Here is an 18,961-nt window from a genome sequence, read left to right on the forward strand (position 1 = left end):
GGTGTAAAACTCTGTCCAATAACAAAAGTGCGGTGGCATCGGAGCTTTACGCAAATAGCGGGGGCGGCCTATCGACGAAAGTTTCGCCTTTACGTATGATGGCGCCAATTTTTTCCAGTAGGTCTTTTAACATGATTAGTCTGATCGCGGCACTGGCAGCGGATCGCATTATTGGTATGGAAAACGCCATGCCATGGAACCTGCCAGCAGATTTGGCATGGTTCAAACGTAATACCTTGAATAAGCCGGTGATTATGGGTCGTCTGACCTTTGAATCGATAGGCCGCCCGCTTCCTGGACGCCTGAACATTGTGGTCAGCAGCCAGCCGGGCAACCATGAAGGCGTCACTTGGGTGACATCGCTGGAAGAGGCGGTAAAAGCGGCGGGTGATGTCGAAGAGATGATGGTGATTGGTGGTGGGCGCGTTTACGAGCAGATGCTGGCTCGCGCGGATCGCCTCTACCTGACCCATATCGATGCGGAAGTGGAAGGGGATACGCAGTTCCCGGATTACGAACCGGACGAGTGGCAGTCAACCTTCAGCGAATTCCATGACGCCGATGAGCAGAACTCGCACAGCTACTGCTTCGAGATCCTGGATCGCCGCACGTAACGTTGCCAGTGATGGCGACCCATAAAAAACCCCGCTTATGCGGGGTTTTTTATTTACGGCGTATCACTTAACGGTGGATGCGCACTCACCGCGCTTACGGCCATTGCCTGTTCGCGATTGGATGCCTGTACGTAATACTGTTTGGTTTCCCAATGCAGCAGCGTCAATGTTCCACCCCAGCAGCAGCCGGTATCCAGACCAATCACATGTTCCGGTGTGCCTTTACCTTCCAGCGATGCCCAGTGACCAAAGATCTGCGTATAGTCGCTGTCGATTTTGCCCGGCACCTTAAACCACGGCTTGAGCGGCGGCGGCGCTGATTCAGGCGACTCTTTGCAGATCATATCCAGCTGGCCGTTCGGGAAGCAGAAGCGCATGCGCGTCAGCGCATTAGTGCTAAAGCGCAGTCGCGCCAGACCGCTGAGTTCCGGCGTCCAGTTGTTTGGCATGTCGCCATACATCGCATCCAGAAACAGCGGATAGCTGTCGCTGGAGAGCACCGCTTCCACTTCACGCGCGCACAGCTGCGCCGTCTCTAAATCCCATTGCGGCGTAATGCCCGCATGCGCCATCAACAGCTTCTTCTCTTCATCTACCTGCAACAGTGGCTGACGACGTAACCAGTTAATCAACTCATCGGCATCATCGGCTTCCAGCAGCGGCGTCAGGCGATCTTTCGGCTTGTTACGGCTGATACCGGCATACACCGCCAGCAAATGCAGGTCGTGATTACCCAGCACCAGGCGCACGCAATTTCCCAGCGATTTTACATAGCGCAGCACATCGAGCGAACCGGGGCCGCGCGCCACCAAATCGCCGGTAAGCCATAAGGTGTCCTGCTGCGGATCGAAGTCAACCTGCGCCAACAGCGCACGAAGCTCGTCATAACAGCCATGAACATCGCCAATCAGGTATGTACTCATTGTCAGTCCGATTAAAACGCGCCGCCCGGACGGGCCGGGCGGAGGAGGATTAGTGAATGTGGGTTTGCACCGCGAGTCGGAACACCGGAATCTCGACGTGGAACTCTTCGCCCGCATCGTCGATCATCACATAGTGGCCTTGCATGGTGCCCATCGGCGTCTCCAGAATCGCGCCGCTGGTGTACTGATACTCGCCGCCGGCCGCAATGTGCGGCTGTTCGCCGACCACGCCTTCACCTTGCACTTCAGTCTCGCGACCGTTGCCGTTGGTGATCAGCCAATAGCGGCTACGCAGCTGGACGTTGCTGCGCCCCAAATTGCGAATGGTGATGGTGTAGGCAAACACGTAGCGATCCTCGTCGGGCAAGGATTGCGACTCCACATACTGACTATGCACATGGATACAGACGCGGGCCAAATCACTCATGCACTCAACTCTCCGGAGTTTCTGCCTGATGCTTGCTCAACCAGTTTGCCAGTTGGCAATATTGCGCCACAGAGACGTTCTCTGCACGCAGCGAGGCATCGATTTCTAATTGATCCAGCGCACCAGCCGCAAACATATGAGCAAGGCTGTTGCGCAGCGTTTTACGGCGTTTACCAAAGGCTTCCGTGGTGATACGGCTCAGCAGACGAATATCGCTGACCGGATACTGTGGCTGCATGTACGGCACTAAACGCACCACGGCCGATTCCACTTTCGGTGCCGGCGTGAAGGATTCTGGTGGCACTTCGAGCACAGGAATAACCTGGCAATAGTATTGCGCCATCACGCTCAAACGACCGTAAGCTTTGCTGCCCGGACCGGCGACTAAACGATTCACCACTTCTTTCTGCAGCATGAAGTGCATATCTTTAATCGAACCAGTATAGCTGAAAAGGTGGAACATCAGCGGCGTCGAGATGTTGTACGGCAGGTTGCCGAACACGCGCAGCGGCTGACCTTTCTCTTGCGCCAGCGCAGAGAAATCAAAGGTCATGGCATCCTGCTGGAAAATGGTCAGCTTAGGACCGAGGAACGGGTGCGTTTGCAGACGCGCAGCAAGGTCGCGGTCCAGCTCGACCACGGTCAGCTCATCCAGACGTTCGCCTACCGGCTCGGTTAATGCACCCAGGCCGGGGCCGATTTCCACGATAGCTTCACCTTTTTGCGGGTGAATGGCGGAAACAATGCTATCGATAATGTACTGATCGTTCAGGAAGTTCTGCCCGAAACGTTTACGGGCGTAATGCCCCTGATGGACGCGATTATTCATTACTGCTCTTGATCATAGTGATGGCGAGATTAAGCGCCGTGATAAAGCTGCCCGGTTCTGCCTGACCGAGACCGGCTAATTCAAGCGCGGTGCCGTGATCGACAGAAGTCCGGATAAAGGGCAGGCCAAGTGTGATATTCACCGCGCGGCCAAACCCCTGAAATTTTAGCACCGGCAAGCCCTGGTCGTGATACATCGCCAGAACTGCATCGGCATGTTGCAGGTATTTCGGCTGGAACAGCGTATCGGCTGGCAGAGGTCCGGTAAGTTGGATGCCTTGCTGGCGCAGTTCGTTGAGGGCCGGAATAATGGTATCAATCTCTTCGCGGCCCATATGGCCGCTCTCGCCGGCATGCGGATTAAGGCCGCAGACGAAGATATGAGGATGCGGTAAACCAAACTTCTGCTGCAGATCCCGATGCAGAATGGTGATCACTTCATGCAGCGTGTCGCGGGTAATTGCGGCAGAAACATCTTTCAGCGGCAGATGTGTGGTAGCCAATGCCACACGCAACTCTTCTGTTGCCAGCATCATCACCACTAAATCGCCACCGGCGCGATCGGCAAAAAATTCGGTATGACCGGTAAACGGAATGCCCGCATCGTTGATCACGCCTTTGTGTACCGGACCGGTAATCAGCGCGGCAAATTCGCCATTCAGACAACCGTCACAGGCGCGCATCAGGGTTTCCAGCACGTAGTGACTGTTTGCGACGCAGAGTTCTCCGGCGGTCACTGGCTGAGCGGTATCGACCTGCAGCAGCGTAAGCGTGCCGGCCTGCTGCGGTTGTGCGGCAACGCCAGGTTGATAGTCACGCAGCGTCAGCGGCAAACCCAATAAAGCAGCGCGACGGCGCAAAAGCTCGCCGTCGCAGCAGACCACCAATTCAACCGGCCAGTTTTGCTGCGCCAGTTGCAGGGTGAGGTCGGGACCAATCCCGGCGGGTTCGCCGGGCGTGATCACCACACGATAATTACTGACCATTGTTATCCAGAATTTTCACGTAAGCACTGGCGCGCTGTTCCTGCATCCAGGTTTGCGCTTCTTCCGCGAATTTACGGTTGAACAGCATGCGATAGGCGCGCTCTTTCTGCGCGGCATCGGTCTTATCAACCTGACGCGTATCCAGCAACTGAATCAAGTGCCAGCCAAATGAGGAGTGAACCGGCTGGCTGACCTGGCCTTTCTGCAACTTCAGCAATGCATCGCGGAATGCCGGATCGTAAATCTCTGGAGATGCCCAGCCGAGATCGCCGCCCTGGTTAGCCGAACCCGGATCGTCGGAGAACTGTTTGGCCGCTGCGGCGAAGGTGGTTTTACCGCTTTTAATATCCGCTGCAATCTGTTCGATTTTGGCCTGCGCCTGAGCGTCGGTCAGGATCGGTGAAGGCTTCAGCAGAATGTGACGCGCATGCACCTCAGTCACAGAGATGCTTTTGCTTTCGCCACGCAGGTCATTCACCTTCAGGATGTGGAAACCAACACCTGAACGGATTGGACCGACGATATCGCCTTTCTTCGCGGTGCTCAGCGCCTGCGAGAACAGCGTTGGCAGCTCTTCAATTTTGCCCCAACCCATGTTGCCGCCTTTCAGCGCCTGCGGATCGGCTGAGTAAGTCACGGCCAGCTTGCCGAAGTCGGCACCGCCTTTCAGCTGAGCAACCAATTGGCGCGCCAGCGTTTCCTGATCGTCAACCTGCTGCTGCGTCGGGTTTTCTGACAGCGGCAGCAGAATCTGGCTGATATTCAGCTCAGTACCTTGCGTATTCTGCGCACCCACCTGCGTAGCCAGCGTATCCACTTCCTGCGGCAGGATAGTGACGCGGCGACGCACTTCGTTGTTACGCACTTCTGAAATCAGCATCTCTTTGCGGATCTGCGCACGGTAATCGTTGTAGTTCATGCCGTCGTAGGCCAGACGGCTACGCAGCTGATCGAGGCTCATGCGGTTTTGGGCGGCAATGTTCAGAATTGCCTGATCCAGCTGCTGATCGGTAATCTGCACGCCCGCTCTTTCACCCATTTGCAGAATGATGGCATCCATGACCTGGCGTTCAAGGATCTGATGACGCAAGGTTTTGTCATCAGGGAGTTGCTGGTTTGCCTGCTGCGCCTGTGATTTCACGGTGCGCATCATATTATCAACGTCACTTTCCAGTACCACGCCGTTGTTCACGACTGCGGCAACTTTATCAACCACTTGTGGGGCTGCGAACGCAGTGTTAGCGGTAATCGCTACACCAAGAATCAGCATTCTCCAGTTCTTCATACTTTATCCATTGTTGTTTCCGCACTGCGGGATAGCCTGTCAAACATCACAACATCAGAAAGCGCGCTGGTAAGGGATGATGCCCTGACGCAGCATTTCGTTGGTGCCTAAGCCATAGTTAGAACTCAGACCACGCAGCTCAATGTTGAATGAGATTTGGTTGTCATACTTACTGTCGTTGTTTTCCCAACCGTTGATCTTGCGTTCGTAACCCAGACGAATGGCATAGCAGCACGAGCTGTACTGCAGGCCGACCAGCTGTTCAGCCGGACGACTATTGCGGGTATCGTAGTAATAACCGCCCACCAGTGACCAGGCATCCGCAATCGGCCAGCTGGCAGTGCCGCCCACCTGTGAAATCCCGTTTTTATAGATCGGGTTAGTCACCAGGCTTGAATTATTCAGCGCCTGCGCCACATATTCCGGGCTGCTGTAGCGATAGCTCAGCTGCACCATACGATCGGCATCCTGACGATACTCAACTACCGCATTGCCCTGCGCGACGTTATCGAGGCGGGTGTCATATTGCAGACCGCCACGCGCGCCCCAGCGATCGCTGATTTTCCAGTATGTATCGCCGGCCCAAACCAGGCTGCCGGTGTCATCTTCCTGGTTCGTCTGGTTTACGCCGGTACGAGACGGGGTAAACGAGTAGATTTGACCCACAGAAACGTTAAAACGTTCAACCAGATCGTTATCATAAATACGCGTGGTTACGCCGGTCGCCACTTCATTTGCTGAAGCGATGCGATCCAGGCCGCTATAGGTACGATCGCGGAACAGGCCGGTGTAGTCGGTTTGCAGCAACGTCGAGTCGTACGGATAGATATTGCTCTGGTTACGATAGGGGACGTAAAGGTACTGAACACGCGGTTCCAGCGTTTGTGTATAGCCTGGTTCCCAGTCCATATCGCGATCAAACACCAGGCGACCATCCACTTTGAACTGGGGCAGCGTGCGGTTGACGGAGTTTTCCAGCTGATTATCACGAGCGGTATTAACCGAGGTGTTGTAATACTCAACGTCATCCTGCTGATAATGGGTTGCCAGGAATTTCGCTTCGGTATCGAGACTCGCCCAGCCGTTTGACAGCGGTAAATTCAACGTTGGCTCAACATGCAGACGCGTGGTTTCAGGCATCTGGCTATTCACGTTGGTAAATTTCACCGCCTGCGCAAAGATTCGACCATCAAACGGCCCCATATCGTTCTGATAGAAGTTCAGATCGAGCTGCGGCATCGCACGATAGACGTTGCTGTTGCTGGTGTTACCAAACACCTGGAAGTCTTTGGTCGACAGCGTCGCGTCCCAGTTGGTATCCGCGTAGCCAAGGCTGAATTTCTGCGTGGCGTAACCATCGGTGGAGCTGTAGTACTTCGACTCAAGATCGTTGAAGTAATAGGGATCGCTTACTTTGGTGTAGTCAGCGTTGAAGCGCCAGTGCTGGTCGTATACCCCCGAATGGCGCCAGTAGAACAGCCAGCGATCGGAGCTATCGTCCTGCGCGATACCACGCACTGCTTTGTCATTGTCGTACTGCTTATCTGACTGCAGATAATCCAGCTCCATCAAGCCTGCGCCAAACACCGTCAAATAGCGGAATTCGTTCTGCAGCTGCAGACCGCGTTTTTCCATATAGTGCGGCGTGATGGTGGCATCGGCCTGCGGCGCGATGTTCCAGTAATACGGCAGCATGAATTCGAAGCCGTTATTACTGCCGTATTTCGCATTCGGGATCAGGAAACCGGAGCGGCGGCGATCGCCAATCGGTAGCTGTAAATAAGGGCTGTAAAAGACCGGCACATTGCCGAGCTTAAAGCGGGCGTTCCAGATTTCCGCGACTTCTTCTTCGCGGTCCTGAATCACTTCGGAACCGACCACGCTCCAGCTGTTGGAACCCGGCAAACAAGAGGTAAAGCTGCCGTTTTCCAGAATGGTGTAGCGATTGTTACCGCGCAGTTTCATCTGATCGGCATCGCCGCGGCCCTGACGGCCAACCATCTGATAATCACCGTTCCACACGTTGGTGTCTTTGGTGTTCAGATTTGACCAGGCTTTCGGACCTTTGAGGATGACCTGATTATCGTCATAGTGCACATTACCCAGCGCATCCACGGTACGAACCGGCGTGGTTTGTCCTTCCTGCTGACGTTGATGCAGCTGCACCTCGTCGGAACGCAGGCGGCTATTGCCTTGCTGCACGTCGACGTTACCGGTGAACACCGCATCATCCGGATAGTTGCCTTTGGCGGAATCAGAATGGATGGTGACCGGCAGCGAGTTGGTGTCGCCATTGACCAGCGGGCGGTTGTAACTCGGCACGCCCAGCATGCACTGCGACATCAGATCGTCGGCGAGTGATGACTGGCTATAAAGCGCTGCACCAATCATGGTAGCCAGCAAGGTAGGTATACGTTTTTTCATACGCGGTTTCGATAATTCCATGAAAACTGGCATCATGCCGACAATCCGGTCAGAGACTAACTTACTGCCCGGCGTTGCGCCAGTGTTAATCCTTGTCTGTCCGCGTTGCCGTTAGGCGCTGAGATAAATGACAGGTATGATAATGCAATTTTCAGCCGCAAGCATGGCGAATTGAGGAGTTTATGCGCTACTGGGGAAAAGTAATTGGTCTGGCGCTCGGGATATTTTCCGGGGCAGGCTTTTGGGGCATTGTACTGGGTCTGATCATTGGTCACATGTTTGACAAAGTGCGCAGCGTAAAAGGACAGGGCTATTTCGCCAATAACCAGGCGCGTCAGACGCTGTTTTTCAGTACCACATTCCAGGTGATGGGCCATTTGACCAAATCAAAAGGGCGCGTCACCGAAGCGGATATCCAGATTGCTTCCTTATTTATGGATCGCATGCAGCTGCATGGCGATGCGCGCACTGCCGCGCAGCGTGCGTTCCGTGAAGGTAAACAGAGCGATTATCCGCTGCGCAGTAAACTGCGCGAGCTCCGCAGCGCCTGCTTTGGCCGGTTTGATCTGATTCGGATGTTTCTGGAAATCCAAATCCAGGCTGCCTTCGCCGATGGTTCACTGCATCCCAACGAACGTCAGGTGCTATATGTGATTGCCGAAGAGCTGGGTATTTCACGCGCACAGTTCGATCAGTTCCTGCGCATGATGGAAGGCGGTCAGCAGTTTGGCGGCGGCGGTTCTTCCCGCGGCGGCGCCTATCAGCAGGCGCAACGCGGTCCTACGCTGGAAGATGCCTGCAGCGTGCTGGGCGTGAAAAGCAGCGATGATGGCACCACCATCAAGCGCGCGTACCGTAAGCTGATGAGCGAACATCATCCTGACAAGCTGGTGGCGAAAGGTTTACCGCCGGAAATGATGGAGATGGCGAAGCAGAAGGCGCAGGAGATTCAGGCGGCTTACGATCTGATTCGTAAGGAGAAGGGGTTTAAGTAATTTTATTGCTGTCCCCCATCCCGGCCTTCCCCCGCAAGCGGGGGAAGGAGATGCTGCCCCATGCAGCTTCATCACTAACATGTAGCAACATCTTCCTCCCCCATCCATGGGGGAGGACCGAGGTGGGGGGCAGCAAGCACGGAACGAGGAGGGGGACTGCAAGCACGGACCGAGGAGGGGCAGCATCTCCAACACTAAAATCCCGCCGGCTGCCTGAACGTCATGCTATTGCCAAACGCCGGATGGGTGATCGTCAGCGACTCCGCATGCAACTGCAAACGGGGCGCCATCGCCAGCGCCTCATCATGTGCATAAAAGCGGTCGCCAAGAATCGGATGCCCCAGCGCCAGCAGATGCACACGCAGCTGGTGTGAGCGTCCGGTAATTGGCTTAAGCTTGACGCGCGCACTGTTCGTGGCTTCATACTCCAGCACCTGATACTCGGTCTGCGCCGCTTTGCCGTTCTCGAAACACACCATCTGCTTCGGCCGATTCGGCCAGTCGCAAATCAGCGGCAGATCGATCAAACCCTCTTCTGCCGCTGGATGGCCCCACACGCGCGCCACATAGTATTTGGAAGGCTCGCGCTCACGGAACTGGCGCTTGAGCTCACGCTCAGCCGCTTTATTCAGGGCCACGACGATCACGCCGCTGGTAGCCATATCGAGACGGTGCACCGATTCCGCCTGTGGGAAATCACGCTGGATGCGCGTCATCACGCTATCCTTGTGCTCTTCGAGACGGCCCGGCACCGACAGCAACCCGCTCGGTTTATTCACCACCATAATGTGCTCGTCCTGATACAGAATATGCAGCCAGGGTTCGAGCGGCGGGTTGTAAGCTTCCATCAGCATGATGTCGCGGTCCTGAACATTATTGGTGCGTGACCACGATCAGACGTAGCGCATCGAGACGCCAGCCTGCATCGCCCAGGCTTTCCAACACCTGTTCGCGATTGCTCTCCAGCGCTTCAACCTCGTCATCACGGATGTTGGGGTTAACCGCGCGCAGCGCTTCGAGACGTGACAGCTCAGCACCGAGTTTCTCTTCGGCTTCCACTTTCGCTGCCGCGATAATCGCCTGCGCTTCCGGAACGATCGCTTTTTCGGCCTGGGTCAGAATCTCGTGCACGTCTTGCTGCACCGCATTCACTAGCTTGCTGCCGGTATGGCGATTCACCGCATTCAGCTGACGGTTAAAGCTTTCAAACTCCACTTTGCCCGCCAGATTGTTCCCGGCGCGATCCATCAGCAAACGCACCGGCGTTGGCGGCAGGAAGCGGGTGAGCTGCAGACTTTTTGGCGCTTGCGCTTCAACCACATAGATCATCTCGACCAGCAGCGTCCCGACCGGCAGCGCCTTGTTCTTCAGCAGTGACAGCGCACAGCTACCGGTATCGCCCGAAAGGATCAGGTCGAGGCCGTTGAGGATCAGCGGATGTTCCCAGGTAATAAACTGGGTATCTTCGCGCGACAGCGCCTGGTTACGGTTAAAGGTCACGGTGCAACCCTCTTCCGGCAGGCCAGGGAAATCAGGCACCAGCATGTGATCGGACGGCGTCAGCACGATCAGGCTATCGCTGCGGTCTTCCTGATTGATGCCGACGATATCGAACAGGTTCAGCGCAAAGTTAACCAGATCGGTATCGTTGTCCTGCTCGCCGATGGCATTTGCCAGCTCCTGAGCGGCTTCACCGCCGTTGGAGTTCAGTTCCAGTAAGCGATCGCGTCCCTGTTCCAGCTGTGCTTTCAGCGCATCGTGCTGCTTGCGGCTTGCGCTGATGAACTCATCGAGTCCCTGCGGATTTTCCGGCGCGGCAAGATATTCAATCAGCTGATTATACTCGTTGTCATAAATGGCGCGGCCAGTTGGGCAGGTGTGTTCAAACGCATCCAACCCTTCGTGATACCAGCGCAGCAGCACCGCCTGCGCGGTTTTTTCCAGCCACGGCACCAGAATCTGGATGTCATGCATCTGGCCGATACGATCGAGACGACCGATACGCTGCTCCAGCAGATCCGGGTTGAACGGCAAATCGAACATCACCAAACGGCTGGCGAACTGGAAGTTACGGCCTTCAGAACCGATTTCGGAACACAGCAACACCTGCGCGCCATCCTCTTCGGAGGCGAAGAAGGCTGCTGCGCGGTCGCGTTCGATAATCGATAGGCCTTCGTGGAACACGGCGGCACGGATGCCTTCGCGCTCACGCAGCACCTGCTCCAGCTGCAGCGCGGTGGCGGCTTTGGCGCAGATCACCAGCACTTTCTCTTTGCGGTTGCTGGTGAGGTAACCCATCAGCCACTCAACGCGCGGATCGAAGTTCCACCATGTGCCGCTATCGCCTTCAAATTCCTGATAAATCTGCTCGGGATACAGCATGTCACGCGCGCGCTCTTCTGCGCTTTTGCGCGTGCCCATGATGCCGGAGACTTTAATCGCGGTTTGATACTGCGCCGGCAGCGGCAGACGAATCTGGTGCAGCTCGCGTTTCGGGAAGCCTTTCACGCCGTTACGGGTGTTACGGAACAGCACGCGGCTGGTGCCGTGGCGATCCATTAGCATCGAGACCAGCTCTTTACGCGCGTCTTCTTTGCCATCGCGATCGCTGTTCGCCACTTGCAGCAGCGGTTCGATATCCTGTTCACCGATCAGATCGTTAATCAGGTTCATCTCATCTTTGCTGATGGCGTGGTCGGCCAGCAGCGAGCTCACCGCATCGGCCACCGGACGATAATGCTGCTGCTCTTCGACAAACTGGCCGAAATCGTGGAAACGATTTGGGTCGAGCAGACGCAGACGCGCAAAGTGGCTCTCTAAGCCCAGCTGTTCTGGCGTGGCAGTCAGCAACAGTACGCCAGCGGTTTTCTCTGCCAGCTGCTCGATAACCTGATATTCGCGGCTCGGTGCGTCTTCGCTCCATGCCAGATGGTGCGCTTCATCAACCACCAGCAGATCCCACTCGGCATCGGCCAGCAGCTCAAGACGCTGCTTGTTACGGCGTACAAAATCGAGCGAACAGATAATCAGCTGCTCGGTTTCAAAGGCATTGTCGCTGTCGTGCTGCGCTTCGGTGTAGCGATCGTCATCAAACAGCGCAAAGCGCAGGTTAAAGCGACGCAGCATTTCCACCAGCCACTGATGTTGCAGCGTTTCCGGCACCACAATCAGCACGCGCTCGGCACGACCGGCCAGCAGCTGTTGCTGGATGATCATCCCGGCTTCAATGGTTTTACCCAAGCCCACTTCATCCGCCAGCAGCACGCGCGGGGCGTGGCGACGGCCGACATCGTGAGCGATATGCAGCTGATGCGGAATCAGGTTGGTGCGCATCCCGCGCAGGCCGCTGATCGGCAGGCGGTATTGCTCGCTGTGGTATTTGCGTGCGCGGAAACGCAGCGCAAAGCGGTCCATGCGGTCGAGCTGACCGGCGAACAGGCGATCCTGCGGCTTGCTGAACACCAGCTTGCTGTCCAGCATCACTTCGCGCATGACGACGCCCGCTTCTTCGGTGTCGAGACGGGTGCCGATGTAAGTCATTAAATCGTTTTCGTTGCGGACTTCATCGACGGTCATCTGCCAGCCTTCGTGGCTGGTGATGGTGTCACCCGGATTGAAAATCACACGAGTGACCGGAGAATCGTTTCTGGCATACAGGCGGTTTTCGCCGGTTGCCGGAAAAAGCATGGTGATCATGCGCGTATCGAGCGCGACCACCGTGCCCAATCCCAGTTCACTTTCCGTATCACTAATCCAGCGCTGACCCAGTGTAAAAACCATATATTTTTTGCTCGACTCTCTGACATGCCATAAAGAAGTTCACCTGTACTCAGGCAATACCCAACCGCCAAACGGGTGTTTGGTCAGATTGTGAGTGCGGTGAGAATCAGGAAGGGCGCTATGGTACTGGATGGCAAGGCATTCGTCACCTGTCAAAAAAGCCCCAGCTGCCCAGTAATGAGTGTAGCAAAGTCGTCACCGACGAACGGCAAAATGCCGTCAGCCACCGGCTGCAGCTGTTTGGTGACGTAATGATCGTAGTCAAGGGGCGTATTACGCGCCTCGAGCGGTTCCGGTCCGGCCGTGGCCATCACATAGCGGATCGAGCCACCGTTTTGATACTGCAGCGGGCGCTGCAGCTTGCGGTTTTGCTCATCGGCGAGACGCGCAGCGCGCACATGTGGCGGCACATTGCGCTCGTAATCTTTCAGCGCGCGCCGCAGGCGTTTTTTATACACCAGCTGATCGTCGAGTTCACCGGCCAGCAGCTGCGCCACCGTTTCGCGAATGTAATCCTGCCACGGCTCGCCACGGAAAATACGGCCATACAGATTTTGCTGGAACTGCTGCGCCAGCGGCGTCCAGTCGGTGCGCACTGATTCGAGGCCTTTAAACACCAGCCGCTCGCCGCCCTCGTTGCGAATCATGCCGGCATAGCGCTTTTTGCTGCCCTGTTCGGCGCCGCGAATGGTAGGCATCAGGAAACGGCTGAAGTGCGTTTCATACTCCAGCTCCAGCGCGCTCTCCAGCCCATAAGTCGATTGCAGATGCTGCCGCCACCAGCCGTTCACCTGTTCAGCGAGATGACGACCAATCGCCGTCGCCTCCGCTTCACTGTGCGCGCCTTTCAGCCAGACGAAGGTGGAATCGGTATCGCCGTAAATCACATCAAAGCCTTCCGCTTCAATCAGCTCGCGCGTTTGCTGCATGATGGCGTGGCCGCGTAGGGTGATGGATGACGCGAGGCGCGGATCGAAGAAGCGGCAGGCGCTGGTGCCGAGCACGCCATAAAAAGCATTCATGATAATTTTCAGCGCCTGCGACAGCGGTTTATTGTTGTCGCGCTTGGCGGCCTCACGCCCTTGCCAAATCTGCTCGACAATCGCCGGTAAACAGTGGGTCTCACGGGAAAAGCGCGCATTGCGGAAGCCGGGCACGGAATCGGCGTCATCCGGGTGCGCCAGGCCTTCCACCAAACCCACCGGATCGATAAGGAAGGTGCGAATAATTGAGGGATAGAGGCTTTTGTAATCCAGCACCAGCACCGAATCGTACAGGCCGGGCCGCGAATCCATCACGTAGCCGCCGGGGCTGGCTTCCGGCGCCACTTCGCCGAGATTCGGCGCCACGAAACCGGCGCGGTGCATGCGCGGGATATAGAGATGACCAAAGGCCGCCACCGAACCGCCGTGACGATCCACCGCTAAACCATTTACCGTGGCGCGTTCCAGCAGGAACGGCATGATGGCGGTGTGCTGGAAAATGCGCGTCACCAGCTCGCAATCCTTGAGATTATATTTCGCCAGCGCCGGTTTATCGTTGGCAAAACGCCAGTTGATCTCTTCCATGCGATCCCACGGATTATTGATGGCCTTGCCTTCACCGAGCAGCTGGCGAGAGACCGCTTCGAGGCTGAATGACGGGAAATCCCAAAACGCGGATTTGAGCGCGTCGATACCATCAATAATTAAGCGGCCCGTTGCCTGCGCGAAGAACACACCAGGTTTGAAGCCGTGCTCGCGCCACTCCAGCGCCTGCTTCTGACGCCCTAAACGCAGCGGAATGCCGTAGCGATCGGCGTGTTTCTGCAGTACGCGTAGATCGAACTGCACTACATTCCAGCCAATAATCACATCCGGTTCATGCCGCTCGAACCATGCGTTGAGCTGCTCAAGCAGCTGCGGGCGGCTATCAACATAGATCAGTTCAAAATCGAGCGTGCTGGCATCGCCGTTGGGCGGACCGAGCATGTAAACCTGGCGCTGACCGCAGCCTTCCAGCCCGATGCAGTAGAGCTCACCGTGCTGCGTGGTTTCGATATCCAGCGATACCCATTTCAGCTGCGGACGGTAATCAGGATGCGGTTTCAGACGCGCGTTGACCACGCTGTCACCGCGTGTTTCACCGCTAAACCACACCGGCGCGGTGATAAAGCGCTCCATCAAATAGCGTTCGGGTGGCCGAATATCCGCTTCATAGACCGGAATGCCGTTTTCACGCAGGCGCTTTTCCAGATTTTGTAGCTGACGATTGCTGCGGCAATAGAGGCCAAACACCGGGCGGCGGCGGAAATCCTTCAGCTCCAGCGTTTGCAGGCGCGTATGGCGTTCGTCGCGGATCAGCGCTTCGGTTGGCGTGCGAAACTCTTCAGGCACAAACGCCACGGATTCCTGGGCAGGCAGCACCAGCCGCTGCGGGCCGCTGTCGGTGGCCAGCCACAGCACCACTTCGCTGCCGGTCGGCGTATCTCGCCAATGTCGGGTAAGCAGAAAACCTGCGCGCGGATCGGTCACGTGAACTCCAGAGAATGAATTGCATTGAGTATAACATGGATGTTTATACAGTGTCCTGCAGGCGAAATTGTCACCACTTTGTCAACATCGTTCTACAATTCTTGCCTTGACGGCTACCTGCATGCTCTGGACAATCCAGCCTCTATATTCCGCAGAGGATATTTATGGAAGCCTGGATTCAACACCTGTTTTCGCAATCGCTGGAGTACGCGCTGATCGCTGTGGCGCTGGTGACCTTTCTTGAGTCGCTGGCCTTCGTGGGATTGCTGTTGCCGGGCACGGTATTAATGGCCAGCCTTGGGGCGCTGGTCGGAAGCGGACAAATTGGTCTTTACCCTGCGTGGGCGGCCGGATTCGTTGGCTGTTTAATCGGCGATTGGGTCTCTTACGGCATCGGCTGGAAGTTTCAGGGGCCGCTGCATCGCTGGAAATATCTGAAAAAGTACAAGGGTTTGCTGGATAAAACCGAGCATGCGCTGCATCAACACAGCATGTTCACCATTCTGGTGGGGCGATTTGTCGGCCCGACGCGTCCGCTGATTCCGCTGGCAGCGGGCATGCTGGAGTTGCCGGTGCGCAAATTCCTGCCGCCTAACCTGATTGGCTGCATCCTCTGGCCGCCCGCGTATTTGATGCCGGGCATTCTGGCGGGCGTGGCGATTGATGTACCGCAGGCCGCGCAGGGCGGCAGCTTTAAATGGCTGCTGTTGCTGGTGGCGCTGCTGCTGTGGGTCGGTGGCTGGTTGCTGTGGCGCTGGTCGCGCAGCGGTAAAACGATGGATTGGGCGACAAAGTATCTGCCTGCATCGCGTCTGCGCTGGTTGGCACCGTTGATGGCGGCGATTGGCCTGGGCGCGTTTATCGCAATCCAGTTCCATCCGATGATGCCAATCTTCCGCCACCTGCTGTGGAAAGTTTTCTTCGCTTAACGCGCTGTCACGCCAAGGATGGCGGCCGCGGCACTTTCACCGCGCACCAAACTCTCTGTACTGCCATCCCAATAGATGCGCCCGTCGACGATCACCAAACTGCGCGGCGCAATCTGCTGAGCATCTTCCAGGCTGTGCGACACCATCAACAAGGTGATGTTGCGGTTTTCGCATACCGAACGTACCAGCTGCAGCATCTCGTTGCGCAGCGCCGGATCCAGCGCTGAGAAGGGTTCATCCAGCAGCAAAATCGGTTGATTGCGCAGCAGGCAGCGCGCCAATGCCACGCGCTGACGCTGTCCACCGGAAAGCTGACCAGGCAAACGCGTGAGCATCGCCTGCAAGCCGGTTTGCTCGGCGATATCCACCACTTGCTGCTGCTGTTCGCGCGTCAATTTCAGGCCCGGATGTAGGCCCAACGCCATGTTTTGCTGCACCGTGAGATGCGGAAACAGATTGTTCTCCTGGAACAGCATGGAAACCGGGCGCGCCGACGGCACGCTGTGGGTATGATCAACGCCGTTCATCACCAGCGCGCCTTGATTGATCGGCAAAAAGCCGCCAATCAGACTCAGTAAAGTACTTTTCCCCGCGCCGCTCGGACCGAGGATCGCCAGACGTTCACCCGCCTGCGCCGCAAAACTGAAGCGCATCGGCAGATGCTGATAAAAGTAAGTGAGGTTATTCAGTGTCAGCATGGCGACCCGGTAATTTTTCCATCAGAGTAAAAAGTAGTAAGCAGAGCAGCAGCAGCAGGAGTGCGGTGACGGCACCGTCCGCACCGCGATAGGCGCCAATCTGCTGGAACAGATAGAAGGGCAGCGTGCGGAAATCGGCGCTGCCGAACAGCGCGACGACGCCAAAATCGCCAATCGACAGCACGCAGGCAAACGCCAGCGCCTGAGCAATCGGGCGTTTCAGCGCGCGCAGCTCAATCAGCCGCAAGCGGTTGAAACCGGAGATGCCGAGTGAAGCGCAGAGCTGGCTGTAACGGGCGCTGATATCGCGCATCGGATTCTCCAGCACTTTCATCGCATAAGGAATGGCGATCAGGGCGTTAGTGAAGATCACCAAACCATCGGCGCGCTGCGGCAACCCCACGGTGGCGTTGAACAGCAGAAAGAAACCGCTCGCCAGCACAATGCCCGGCATAGCCAGAATCAGCATGCCGCTCATCTCCATCGCCTGCGCGGCGACTCTGTTCTGGCGCTGCCGCAGTTCGCGGCTGCTCCACAGCAGCATCATGGTCAGCACCACGCAGAGCACGCCGGCGCCCACGGCAATACGCAGCGAGGTAAAGGTGGCTTGCCACAGCGCCGCTTGTTGCAGCGCACCGGCAACGCCGCCGCGCAAACCATCGACGATTACTGCCGCCAGCGGCGGTAACAGCAGCAGCAGCGCCAGGCCAATCAGCACCGTATCGCTGATGCGCGCCTGCCATGAATCCTGCGGATCGCGCCAGCCGCGAATGCTCTGGCTGCCGGTGGGAATGGCTTTGCTAAAGCGCTGGCTCAGCAGCACCAGCAGCAAACAGCAAGCGAGCTGTAACAGCGCCAGCAGCGCCGCGCGGCCCGGATCGTAATCGAAATTCAGCGCCTGATAGATCGCCAGTTCCAGCGTGGTCGCTTGTGGTCCGCCGCCCAGCGCCAGCACCGTGGCGAAGCTGGCGAAACAGAGCATAAAGATCAGTGCCGCCGTCGGCAGAATCTGACGGCGCAGCCACGGCCACTCCAGCAAGCGAAACAGATTCCAGCCGCGCAGGCCAAGCTGGGCGGCGACTTGCCGCTGCTCGCCGGGAATGTTCTCCAATGCCTGTAACAGCAGGCGCGTCGCCAGCGGCAGGTTAAAGAAGACGTGCGCCAATAGAATGCCCTGCAGGCCATACGGCGAAAAGTGGTAGTCAAAGCCGATGGTCGCGCACAGTTGTGCCAGCCAGCCGCTGCGACCGTACACGCTGAGCAAGCCAAACACCGCCACCAGCACCGGCAGCACCAGCGTCATGGCGCACAGGCGCAGCAACAGATTGCGTCCCGGAAAACGGCGGCGATAGAGCGCGCGCGCCAGCAGGATCGCGGGCAGCACCGACAGCAGCGCCGACAGCAGCGCCTGCTCAAACGAGAACAGCAGCACATGATGCAAATAGCTGTCGTCGAGTAGCGCGCGCCAGTCGGTGGCCGGAGCGACCACCACCAATGCGCCAAACGCCAGCAGCGCCACCGCGCACAGCATCAGCGCGATGGCGCTGCCGGGAATCAACCAGCCGGGCATTAACGGCTAACGGCGCTTTGCCATGCGCTGATCCACGCGGCGCGATGGTCGGCGACTTCGGCTGGCGTGAATTGCAACGCCTTCGCGGGCACCTGCAACGTTTGATAACCGGCTGGCAGATCGCTTTTGATCACCGGATACATCCAGTTGCCGGTAGGAATGGTCTGCTGGAAGGCCGGAGAAACCATAAACTGCATGAACTGCTGCGCCAGCTTAGGCTGTTTGCTACTGGCGAGCTGCGCGGCGACTTCCACCTGTAAATAGTGGCCTTCGCTGAATTCGGCCGCGGCGTAGTTCTCTTTCTTCTCTTCGATAATGTGATAAGCCGGAGACGTGGTGTAGCTCAACACCAGATCGCTTTCGCCTTTCAGGAACAGGCCGTAAGCTTCGCTCCAGCCTTTAGTGACGGTAACGGTTTTTTGCGCCAGCTTCTGCCACGCATCAGCTGCGTTATCGCCATACACTTTTTGCATCCACAGCAGCAGGCCAAGACCCGGCGTGCTGGTACGCGGATCTTCATAAATCACGCGCCATTTTTCCGGGCTTTCGACCAGCTCTTTCAGGCTTTTCGGCGGGTTCTTCAGTTTGTTTTTATCGTAGACGAAAGCGAAGTAGCCATAATCGAACGGGATAAAGGTTTGATTGTTCCAGCCATCCGGCAGTTTTAAGCTGCGGGTATCGATGCTGCTTTCGGCAAACAAGCCGGTTTTCTCCGCTGCCTGCACCAGATTGTTATCCAGCCCGAGCACCACATCGGCTTTGCTGTTTTTGCCTTCCATGCGCACGCGATTGAGCAGCGATACGCCATCTTCTAGCGCCACATACTTCAGCTCGCAGTCGCACTGCGCTTCAAAGGCTTTTTTTACCGCCGGGCCGGGGCCCCAATCGGCAGAGAACGAATCGTAGGTGTAAACAGTCAGAACCGGTTTGGCAGCGAAAGCCGGTGCCGTAACCAGCAGCAACATAGGCAGAACTTTGTTTAACACTTT

General features: G+C 56.8%; 15 protein-coding genes. 3 read left to right on the forward strand and 12 right to left on the reverse strand.

From position 1 onward, the window contains the following. Window positions 1-131 precede the first annotated feature (131 nt). Window positions 132-614: a type 3 dihydrofolate reductase gene (gene folA / locus FCN45_RS03230; RefSeq protein WP_137385137.1), complete on the forward strand. Its 483-nt coding sequence runs from the start codon at window positions 132-134 to the stop codon at window positions 612-614. A gap of 53 nt (window positions 615-667) precedes the next feature. On the opposite strand, the gene apaH is transcribed toward folA, so the two are convergent. The 6 genes from apaH to lptD are packed head-to-tail and all read right to left on the reverse strand — an operon-like array spanning window position 668 to window position 7,487. Beyond that, on the reverse strand, window positions 668-1,537 hold the full coding sequence (gene apaH, locus FCN45_RS03235) for a bis(5'-nucleosyl)-tetraphosphatase (symmetrical) ApaH (RefSeq protein WP_137385138.1): 870 nt from the start codon (window positions 1,535-1,537) through the stop codon (window positions 668-670). Window positions 1,538-1,586: 49 nt separating this feature from the next. Beyond that, window positions 1,587-1,964, reverse strand: coding sequence for a Co2+/Mg2+ efflux protein ApaG (gene apaG / locus FCN45_RS03240; protein WP_101762139.1), 378 nt, complete (start codon window positions 1,962-1,964; stop codon window positions 1,587-1,589). Between the two features lie 4 nt (window positions 1,965-1,968). After that, the gene (gene rsmA / locus FCN45_RS03245) at window positions 1,969-2,793 is read right to left on the reverse strand and encodes a 16S rRNA (adenine(1518)-N(6)/adenine(1519)-N(6))-dimethyltransferase RsmA (RefSeq protein WP_008108647.1); all 825 of its coding nucleotides are present in this window, start codon (window positions 2,791-2,793) and stop codon (window positions 1,969-1,971) included. Then, entirely contained in the window at window positions 2,786-3,778 is a 993-nt protein-coding gene (pdxA, locus tag FCN45_RS03250) for a 4-hydroxythreonine-4-phosphate dehydrogenase PdxA (protein ID WP_137385139.1), read from the reverse strand. Before pdxA ends, rsmA begins: the two co-directional genes overlap by 8 nt. Next, the gene (gene surA, locus FCN45_RS03255; protein WP_137385140.1) at window positions 3,768-5,063 is read right to left on the reverse strand and encodes a peptidylprolyl isomerase SurA; all 1,296 of its coding nucleotides are present in this window, start codon (window positions 5,061-5,063) and stop codon (window positions 3,768-3,770) included. The genes pdxA and surA overlap by 11 nt, the downstream gene beginning before the upstream one ends. Before the next feature lie 54 nt (window positions 5,064-5,117). Next, window positions 5,118-7,487 (reverse strand): LPS assembly protein LptD, encoded by a 2,370-nt coding sequence (gene lptD / locus FCN45_RS03260; protein WP_225614463.1) that lies wholly within the window; start codon window positions 7,485-7,487, stop codon window positions 5,118-5,120. 182 nt (window positions 7,488-7,669) lie between these two features. On the opposite strand from lptD, the gene djlA reads away from it, so the two are divergent. Then, window positions 7,670-8,482 carry a co-chaperone DjlA gene (gene djlA, locus FCN45_RS03265; RefSeq protein ID WP_061718138.1) on the forward strand — a complete coding sequence of 271 codons (813 nt, stop codon included), beginning with the start codon at window positions 7,670-7,672 and terminating at the stop codon, window positions 8,480-8,482. Window positions 8,483-8,676: 194 nt separating this feature from the next. Here the strand turns inward: djlA and rluA are convergent, their stop codons facing one another. The 3 genes from rluA to polB form a co-directional block, all read right to left on the reverse strand. Next, the gene (rluA, locus tag FCN45_RS03275; protein WP_137385141.1) at window positions 8,677-9,336 is read right to left on the reverse strand and encodes a bifunctional tRNA pseudouridine(32) synthase/23S rRNA pseudouridine(746) synthase RluA; all 660 of its coding nucleotides are present in this window, start codon (window positions 9,334-9,336) and stop codon (window positions 8,677-8,679) included. A 19-nt stretch (window positions 9,337-9,355) separates the two neighbouring features. Beyond that, window positions 9,356-12,262 (reverse strand): RNA polymerase-associated protein RapA, encoded by a 2,907-nt coding sequence (rapA, locus tag FCN45_RS03280; protein ID WP_110867512.1) that lies wholly within the window; start codon window positions 12,260-12,262, stop codon window positions 9,356-9,358. Window positions 12,263-12,414: 152 nt separating this feature from the next. Then, a complete protein-coding gene (polB, locus tag FCN45_RS03285; protein WP_137385142.1) occupies window positions 12,415-14,775 on the reverse strand; it encodes a DNA polymerase II in 2,361 nt (786 codons plus the stop codon). Between the two features lie 164 nt (window positions 14,776-14,939). Between polB and FCN45_RS03290 the strand changes: the two genes are divergently transcribed. Then, window positions 14,940-15,704 (forward strand): DedA family protein, encoded by a 765-nt coding sequence (locus FCN45_RS03290; RefSeq protein WP_137385143.1) that lies wholly within the window; start codon window positions 14,940-14,942, stop codon window positions 15,702-15,704. On the opposite strand, the gene thiQ is transcribed toward FCN45_RS03290, so the two are convergent. From thiQ to thiB, 3 genes are read right to left on the reverse strand one after another with little or no spacing between them, the layout of a single operon-like run. Beyond that, window positions 15,701-16,402, reverse strand: coding sequence for a thiamine ABC transporter ATP-binding protein ThiQ (gene thiQ / locus FCN45_RS03295; RefSeq protein ID WP_137385144.1), 702 nt, complete (start codon window positions 16,400-16,402; stop codon window positions 15,701-15,703). The two genes, FCN45_RS03290 and thiQ, sit on opposite strands and share 4 nt — an antisense overlap. Continuing rightward, window positions 16,386-17,972, reverse strand: a complete 1,587-nt coding sequence (gene thiP / locus FCN45_RS03300; RefSeq protein WP_137385145.1) for a thiamine/thiamine pyrophosphate ABC transporter permease ThiP — start codon at window positions 17,970-17,972, stop codon at window positions 16,386-16,388. The genes thiQ and thiP overlap by 17 nt, the downstream gene beginning before the upstream one ends. Continuing rightward, window positions 17,972-18,958 carry a thiamine ABC transporter substrate binding subunit gene (gene thiB, locus FCN45_RS03305; protein WP_137385146.1) on the reverse strand — a complete coding sequence of 329 codons (987 nt, stop codon included), beginning with the start codon at window positions 18,956-18,958 and terminating at the stop codon, window positions 17,972-17,974. The genes thiP and thiB overlap by 1 nt, the downstream gene beginning before the upstream one ends. Window positions 18,959-18,961: the final 3 nt, after the last annotated feature.

Source organism: Pantoea sp. SO10, from assembly GCF_005281435.1.
GTDB classification, from domain to species: domain Bacteria; phylum Pseudomonadota; class Gammaproteobacteria; order Enterobacterales; family Enterobacteriaceae; genus Pantoea; species Pantoea leporis.